A 7,213-nucleotide genomic window follows, 5' to 3' on the forward strand; every position below is an offset into this window, starting at 1 on the left:
CTTGTGTTCCAGCACCATCCGCACCGCACGCTCGCGAACCTCAGGTGAAAATTTGTTGCTCGTTCTGTTCGTCATGACCCCATCCTCTCAAGAGTTGGAGCCTCCGGCAAACGCGGGGCGGTTCATTACCGTGATCGGCCATACCTCTGACTCGGTGACGAGGCCGATTAGGGTGCAGGGGGTTCTAGTGGGGCTAGATTCTAAGACGAAACGGTTTCGCTTTGTCGACCCCAACGGTGATGACTATGCTGGCCCACTGTCGGAAACCTTCCCCGCTGGAGCGGTCTGGCAGGTGAATGACGTGTATGTGGCAGATATCGAGGTCGAGGAAACGGTCGAGTATGCGACCGATACTAAGAAGCAGATCAACCGTCTAAAGCATCTCGAATCTCTGTCAAAATCCTGACAGCTCGGTAGTGCGCCAATAAACTTCCGGCTGGGTGACCAGCGATAAAATGAAGCCGTTGGGGGGATAGTGGGGGGAAGCAATGCTGACGCGGCGGCACAGATCGCTGCCCCGCCAGACAAACCCTTGATCTTTATAGGAAAAAATGGCGCGCCCGAAGAGATTCGAACTCCTGACCCTCAGATTCGTAGTCTGATGCTCTATCCAGCTGAGCTACGGGCGCGTACCGGCGGGGTGTAACCGAAGCGTCGCGGTCAGGCAACCCCGCCTGGTTGATTAAATGGTGTTGAGCTCTGCGAGCAACGCATCCCCCATCTCCGAGGTGGAAATTTTTGCCCGGCCGGGAATCGCGATGTCCGGCGTGCGCCCGGCTTTGGCCAGTACGTTCTCCACGGCCCGTTCGATCAGCGCGGCGTTTGCCTCCATATCGAAGGAGTAGCGCAGCATCAGCGCCAGGCTCAAAATCTGCGCGAGCGGGTTGGCAAGCCCCTTGCCCGCGATGTCAGGCGCCGAGCCGTGGATCGGCTCATAGAACCCTGGGCGGCGCCCTGCGGCGTCCATGGCGCCCAGCGTGGCCGAGGGCAGCAGCCCGAGCGAGCCGGTGAGCATGGCCGCGAGGTCGGAGAGAATATCGCCAAATAGGTTCCCGGTCACAATCACATCAAACTGCCGTGGGTTTTTGGCCAGCTGCATGGCGCAGTTGTCAGCATACATGTGGCTCAGCTGCACATCCGGGTATTCGGCGGCGTGCAGCGCCGTCATCACCTGGCGCCACAGCAGCCCGCTTTCCATCACATTGGCTTTCTCCACGCTGCACACGCGGTTCTGCCGCTTGCGCGCCAGCTCGAAGGCCACCCGCCCCACGCGCTCGATTTCACCCGTGGTATAAACCTCGGTGTTCACACCGCGCTTGCTGCCATCGGGCAGGGTCTCGATGCCGCGCGGCTCGCCGAAATAAATCCCGCCGATCAGCTCGCGCACGATCATGATATCCAGCCCGCGCACCAGTTCCGGCTTCAGCGAGCTGGCATCCACCAGCGCATCGAACACCTTCGCCGGGCGCAGGTTGGCGAACACGCCCATCTCCTTGCGCAGTTTCAGCAGCGCCGCCTCGGGGCGGATATCGAAGGGCACGGTGTCCCACTTCGGCCCGCCGACGGAGCCAAACAACACCGCATCCGCCGCCAGCGCATGCGCCAGGGCCGCCTCGGTCAGCGGCACGCCGTGCACATCTATGGAAGCGCCGCCGGCCAGCTCCTCGGTGACCGCAAAGTCCACCCGGCCGGTCTTTTGCAGCCAGTCCAGCACGCGCTTTGCCTGCGCCATCACTTCGGGGCCAATGCCGTCGCCCGGCATCAGCAACAGGTTCTTACGCTCGCTCATGTTTTCTCAGACTCCGTTAATGGCTGGCTTCCAGCTCGGGGTTTTGGCTTCATAGGCATCAATCGCGGCCGCATGCTCCAGCGTCAGGCCGATATCGTCGAGGCCGTTCAGCAGGCAGTGCTTGCGGAACGCATCCACCTCGAAATGAATTTCCTCGCCATCGGGGCGCACCACCACCTGCTTTTCCAAGTCGATGGTCAGGCGTGCATTCGTCCCCTGCGCCGCATCGTCCATCAGCTGTTCGCAGACATCCGCCGGCAGCACGATCGGCAGAATGCCGTTCTTGAAGCAGTTGCCATGGAAAATATCAGCGAAGCTGGGCGCGATCACGCAGCGGATGCCAAAATCCAGCAGCGCCCAGGGCGCATGCTCGCGTGACGAGCCGCAGCCGAAATTATCCCCCGCGACGAGAATTTGCGCCTGGCGGTATTTCGGCTGGTTGAGCACGAACGAAGGATTCTCCGAGCCATCGGCATTGTAGCGCATATCGGCGAACAGGCTCTTGCCCAGCCCGCTGCGCTTGATGGTCTTCAAAAACCGCGCGGGGATGATTTTGTCCGTATCTACATTTGCCAGATTCAACGGCGCGGCCGGGGCGGTGAGGCGGGTGAATTTATCCATTACACAAGCTCCCGGGCATCGGTGAGAACGCCGGTGACGGCGGCGGCGGCGGCCATGGCGGGGGAGAGCAGGTGGGTGCGTCCTCCCGGCCCCTGGCGGCCCTCAAAATTGCGGTTGGAGGTGCTGGCGCAACGCTGCCCTGGCGTCAGCTTGTCGGGGTTCATGCCCAGACACATCGAGCATCCGGCCTCGCGCCACTCAAACCCCGCATCGGTGAAGATTTTCGCCAGCCCCTCGGCCTCGGCCTGCGCCTTCACCAGCCCCGAGCCCGGCACCACCAGCACCCGCACACCCGGCGCCACATGGCGGCCCTTGGCCACGGCGGCGGCGGCGCGCATGTCCTCAATGCGCGAGTTGGTGCAGGAGCCGATGAACACAACATCCACTTTCGTTCCGGCAATCTTCTGGCCCGGCTGCAAATCCATATAGCGCAGCATCTGTTGCAGTTGGGCGCGGCGCGCCTCGTCCGGCTCGGCCTGCGGGTCAGGCACCGTGCCGGTAATGGGGATCACCGCCTCCGGGCTGGTCCCCCATGTCACCTGCGGCACAATCTCGGCGGCGTTCAGCACCACCACCTTATCGTAATGCGCGCCTTCATCGCTCGGCAGCGTTTTCCAGTACGCCACGGCCTTCTCGAAATCCGCGCCCTTGGGCGCATACGGGCGGCCCTTGATGTACTCAAACGTCGTCTCATCCGGCGCGATCAGCCCGGCGCGCGCACCCGCCTCGATGCTCATGTTGCAAACGGTCAGCCGCCCGGCCATGTCCAGTGCCCGTATCGCCTCGCCGCCGAACTCGATCACATGCCCGGTGCCGCCCGCGGTGCCGATCTTGCCGATAATCGCCAGCACAATGTCCTTGCCGGTGCAGCCGGGGGGCAGCACGCCGTCCACCCGCACCAGCATGTTCTTGGCTGGCTTTTGCAACAGCGTCTGCGTCGCCAACACATGCTCAACCTCGGAGGTGCCGATGCCGAACGCCAGCGCCCCCAACGCGCCATGCGTGCTGGTGTGCGAATCGCCGCAAACAATGGTGAACCCGGGAAGTGAAATTCCCTGCTCAGGCCCGATGACATGCACAATGCCCTGGCGCGCGTCGCTCACCGGAAAATACGGCACCCCGAACGCCGCCACATTGGCTTCCAGCGTCTCGATCTGTAATTTGCTCTCCGGCTCGTTGATGCCGTTCAGCCGGTCCGCATCAGTGGGAATATTATGGTCCACCACCGCGATCGTCTCATCCACGCGCCGAACCTTGCGCCCGGCCAGCCGTAACCCCTCAAAAGCCTGCGGCGAGGTCACTTCATGCACAAGATGCCGGTCGATATACAACACGCATGTGCCGTCTTCCAACCGGTCCACCACATGCGCATCCCAAATCTTGTCAAATAAAGTCCGTGACATCGAAGCTGGTACTCCTGAGTAAGGAAGGCCAGGGGGCGCCGGACTCACAGGCCGCCTATTAGCTCATAGGCGCACCTACAGTGCGACGCCCCCCCTAACTTTACTTCACTCAGCCGGAGTGGCTTCGACTTCGCGGGCCTTCTCGGCGATACGCGCGGATTTACCGCGGCGGCCGCGCAGGTAGTACAGCTTGGCGCGGCGCACGTCGCCCCGGCGCATCACGTGGATTTCCGAGATGGTCGGCGCGTAGAGCTGGAAGATACGCTCCACGCCTTCGCCATAGGAGATTTTCCGCACGGTGAAGGAGGAGTTGATGCCGCGGTTGGAGCGGGCGATGCACACGCCTTCAAAGGCCTGCACGCGCGAGCGTTCGCCTTCCTTCACGTTAACGCTAACGCGCACGGTATCTCCCGGGGCGAACGGCGGGATTGGCTTGCCGGCGGTGAGCTTGGCGATCTGTTCGGCGTCGATGGTCTGGATGATGTTCATGGTCGAGGTCCTTTTCGAAAGCGGTGTTTAGGGTGCCGAGGCACCAGATGCAATGTATTGGTTGTACAGGTCCGGTCTGCGGGTTTTCGTGGTTTGGCGGGCAGCCGCCAGCCGCCAGGCGGCGATGGCGGCATGGTTGCCCGAGGTGAGCGTCTCCGGCACGGCGCGCTGCGCCCACACGGCCGGGCGGGTGTAATGCGGGTATTCCAGCAGCGGGGCGCTAAAGCTTTCCTCCACCGCGCTCTCGGCAGCGCCCATGACGCCGGGCAGCAGCCGGATCGCCGCGTCGAGCAGCACCAGCGCCGCAACCTCCCCGCCGGAGAGGATATAGTCCCCGATGGAGACCTCCTCCGCCTGGCGGGCGTCGATCACGCGCTGATCAATCCCCTCGAAGCGCCCGCACAGCAGGATCACCCCAGGCCCTCCGGCCAGTTCGCGCACCCGCTTTTGCGTCAGCGGCGCGCCGCGAGGTGTCAGCACGATGAGCGGACGTTCATCAGCCACCGAGCCGATGGCCGCATCCAGTACATCCGGCCGCATGACCATCCCCGCCCCGCCGCCAAAGGGCGTGTCATCCACGCTGCGGTGGCGGCCCAGCCCAAAGTCACGAATATCCGTAACCTTCAGGCTCCAGCTACCCGCCTCCATGGCCTTGCCCGCCAGGGACTCGCCCAGCGGCCCAGGAAACATGGACGGGAAAATGCTCAGCACATCGGCGCGCCAGCTCATGATGGCACCACGACTTCAACCGGGGGCGCCACGGTCACATGTCCGGCGGCAATATCCACCACCGGCACGGCCGCGCGGGTAAAGGGCACCAGCAGCCCGCCCGGAGAAATCTCCAGGCTCGGGCCGCCGCCATAGTCATGCACGGCGGTAATGCTGCCGATCTCCACCCCGGCTTCGTTACGGGCCTTCAGGCCAATAAGGTCAGCGAGGTAGAATTCCTCCTCATCAGGGGCTGGCAGCGCCGCGCGCGGGGCAAAAAGCTCGGTATTGGTGAGCCTTTCCACCTCGTTACGGTCGGTGATCGCACGGTTGCCCTTAGGTGTGATCTCGCTCAGCTGCGCGACATTGCCGTGCAGCCACTCCAGCGAAAACCGCCGGCCGGTCCGGTCGCTCAGCGGATACTCAGCCAGAGCGTCCGGGTCCTCGGTGTAGGCATTCACCCGCACCAGCCCCCGCACGCCATGTGGCTTGCCGATCACGCCCATCAGGATCAACCGTTCGTTCACCTAACGGCCTTTAATTAAACGGCGGCTTTCGCGCGCTCGGCGGCACGCTCTTGCGCCTTCTTCTTCGGCGCGGACTGCTTGGGCTGCTCCGGATACACCGGCATCGCGATCAGCCCGGCCTTGCCGAGGAATTTGGCAACGCGGTCGGTCGGCTGCGCGCCATTGGCGATCCAATGGGTCAGGCGCTCGCTCACCAGTGTCACGCGCTCGGCGTGCTCGGCGGGCAGCATCGGGTTATAGGTGCCCACGCGCTCGATGAACTTGCCATCGCGCGGGCTGTTCGCATCCGCGATCACGATATGGTAAAACGGGCGCTTCTTCGCGCCGGCGCGCGACAGACGGATTTTAACAGACATGGTAACTCCTCAAGGTTAAACGGTAAAACTTCAAAACGGGCGGCGGCCGCCCTTGGCCTGGCCCATGGCGGCCTGCATCTGGCGCATCATCGCCTCCTGGCCGCCGGCTTTATTCATGCGTTTCATCATGGTGGACATGTCGTCAAACTGCTTCAACAGCTTGTTGACCTCCTGCACCGATGTGCCAGACCCCGCCGCCACCCGCTTCTTGCGGCTGGCCTTCAGCAGGTCCGGGTTGCGGCGCTCGGCCTTGGTCATCGAGCTGATGATCGCGGCCTGACGCTTGAACATGGTGGTATCGAGATTGGCATCCTCGATCTGTTTCTTGATCTTGCCGACGCCGGGCAGCATGCCCAAAATCCCCGACAGCGACCCCATTTTGGAAATTTGGCGGAGCTGGGATGCATAATCGTCCAGGTCGAACTTGCCCTTGGCCATGCGCTTGGCGAGCTTCTCAGCCTCCGCCTGGTCAATATTCTGCGCCGCCCGCTCCACCAGGCCGACGATATCGCCCATGCCGAGAATCCGCCCGGCAATCCGCTCGGGGTTGAACTCATCCAGCGCATCTAGCTTCTCGCCGGTACCCGCGAGCTTGATCGGCGCGCCGGTGACCGCGCGCATCGAGAGGGCAGCGCCGCCACGGGCATCGCCGTCGAGCCGGGTCATCACGATGCCGGTAATCCCCAGCGCCTGATTAAAGGCGGTGGCGGTGGTCACCGCGTCCTGGCCGGTCATCGCGTCGACCACCAGCAGCGTCTCCACCGGATTCACGGCAAAGCGGATGGATTTGACCTCCTCCATCAGCGCCGCATCGATGGAGAGCCGCCCCGCGGTGTCCAGAATCACCACGTCGAACACTTCGCGCCGCGCCACATCCATGGCCCGCTGCGCGATCTGCAACGGGCTCTGCCCGGCGATAATCGGCAGGCTCGCCACCTCGGCGCGCTGCGCCAGCTGCTCCAGCTGCAACTGCGCCGCCGGGCGCTGCGTATCCAGGCTCGCCAACAACACCTTCTTGCGCTCACGCGTGCGCAGCCGCAGCGCCAGCTTGCCGGAGGTGGTGGTTTTGCCCGAACCCTGCAAGCCCACCATGAGGATGGGAATAGGCGAGGGGGCCAGCAGATTAACCGGCACCACCGCGCCGCCGAGCGCCTCAACCAGCGCATCGTTGACGATTTTGACAACCATCTGCCCCGGCGAGACCGAGCGCAGCACTTCCGCGCCCACGGCCTTTTCCTTCACCGTGGCGATAAAATCCTTCACCACCGGCAGCGCGACGTCAGCATCCAGCAGCGCCAGGCGGATCTCCCGCAGCGCCTC

The 7,213-nt window shown here is 63.5% G+C and carries 9 protein-coding genes and 1 tRNA gene; 1 reads left to right on the forward strand and 9 read right to left on the reverse strand.

Annotation, left to right across the window (positions count from 1 at the left end; genetic code table 11):
* Window positions 1-406, forward strand: a 406-nt coding sequence (locus tag PHE40_RS08695) for a hypothetical protein (protein ID WP_299960825.1), incomplete at its 5' end; no start/stop codon positions are given.
* A gap of 146 nt (window positions 407-552) precedes the next feature.
* On the opposite strand, the gene PHE40_RS08700 is transcribed toward PHE40_RS08695, so the two are convergent.
* The 9 genes from PHE40_RS08700 to ffh all read right to left on the reverse strand — a co-directional run.
* Window positions 553-629, reverse strand: a tRNA-Arg gene (locus PHE40_RS08700).
* 53 nt (window positions 630-682) lie between these two features.
* Window positions 683-1,789: a 3-isopropylmalate dehydrogenase gene (leuB, locus tag PHE40_RS08705; RefSeq protein ID WP_299960827.1), complete on the reverse strand. Its 1,107-nt coding sequence runs from the start codon at window positions 1,787-1,789 to the stop codon at window positions 683-685.
* 6 nt (window positions 1,790-1,795) lie between these two features.
* Entirely contained in the window at window positions 1,796-2,410 is a 615-nt protein-coding gene (leuD, locus tag PHE40_RS08710; protein WP_299960829.1) for a 3-isopropylmalate dehydratase small subunit, read from the reverse strand.
* Window positions 2,410-3,813 (reverse strand): 3-isopropylmalate dehydratase large subunit, encoded by a 1,404-nt coding sequence (gene leuC / locus PHE40_RS08715; RefSeq protein WP_299960831.1) that lies wholly within the window; start codon window positions 3,811-3,813, stop codon window positions 2,410-2,412. Before leuC ends, leuD begins: the two co-directional genes overlap by 1 nt.
* 105 nt (window positions 3,814-3,918) lie before the next feature.
* Window positions 3,919-4,302, reverse strand: a complete 384-nt coding sequence (gene rplS / locus PHE40_RS08720; protein WP_299960833.1) for a 50S ribosomal protein L19 — start codon at window positions 4,300-4,302, stop codon at window positions 3,919-3,921.
* 27 nt (window positions 4,303-4,329) lie between these two features.
* The gene (trmD, locus tag PHE40_RS08725; RefSeq protein ID WP_299960834.1) at window positions 4,330-5,031 is read right to left on the reverse strand and encodes a tRNA (guanosine(37)-N1)-methyltransferase TrmD; all 702 of its coding nucleotides are present in this window, start codon (window positions 5,029-5,031) and stop codon (window positions 4,330-4,332) included.
* Window positions 5,028-5,537, reverse strand: a complete 510-nt coding sequence (rimM, locus tag PHE40_RS08730; RefSeq protein WP_299960836.1) for a ribosome maturation factor RimM — start codon at window positions 5,535-5,537, stop codon at window positions 5,028-5,030. The genes trmD and rimM overlap by 4 nt, the downstream gene beginning before the upstream one ends.
* A 14-nt stretch (window positions 5,538-5,551) precedes the next feature.
* The gene (gene rpsP / locus PHE40_RS08735; RefSeq protein ID WP_299960838.1) at window positions 5,552-5,893 is read right to left on the reverse strand and encodes a 30S ribosomal protein S16; all 342 of its coding nucleotides are present in this window, start codon (window positions 5,891-5,893) and stop codon (window positions 5,552-5,554) included.
* Between the two features lie 30 nt (window positions 5,894-5,923).
* The coding region (gene ffh / locus PHE40_RS08740) for a signal recognition particle protein (RefSeq protein WP_299960840.1) at window positions 5,924-7,213 on the reverse strand (1,290 nt) is incomplete at its 5' end.

The sequence above is a fragment of the Acidocella sp. genome, assembly GCF_028687955.1.
GTDB lineage: Bacteria > Pseudomonadota > Alphaproteobacteria > Acetobacterales > Acetobacteraceae > Acidocella.

Bases quoted from the DNA above. Each gene is read 5' to 3' on its own strand.
- leuB (WP_299960827.1), bottom strand. From the start codon at position 1,789: ATGAGCGAGCGTAAGAACCTGTTGCTGATGCCGGGCGACGGCATTGGC.
- leuC (WP_299960831.1), bottom strand. From the start codon at position 3,813: ATGTCACGGACTTTATTTGACAAGATTTGGGATGCGCATGTGGTGGAC.
- trmD (WP_299960834.1), bottom strand. From the start codon at position 5,031: ATGAGCTGGCGCGCCGATGTGCTGAGCATTTTCCCGTCCATGTTTCCT.
- rpsP (WP_299960838.1), bottom strand. From the start codon at position 5,893: ATGTCTGTTAAAATCCGTCTGTCGCGCGCCGGCGCGAAGAAGCGCCCG.
- rplS (WP_299960833.1), bottom strand. From the start codon at position 4,302: ATGAACATCATCCAGACCATCGACGCCGAACAGATCGCCAAGCTCACC.
- leuD (WP_299960829.1), bottom strand. From the start codon at position 2,410: ATGGATAAATTCACCCGCCTCACCGCCCCGGCCGCGCCGTTGAATCTG.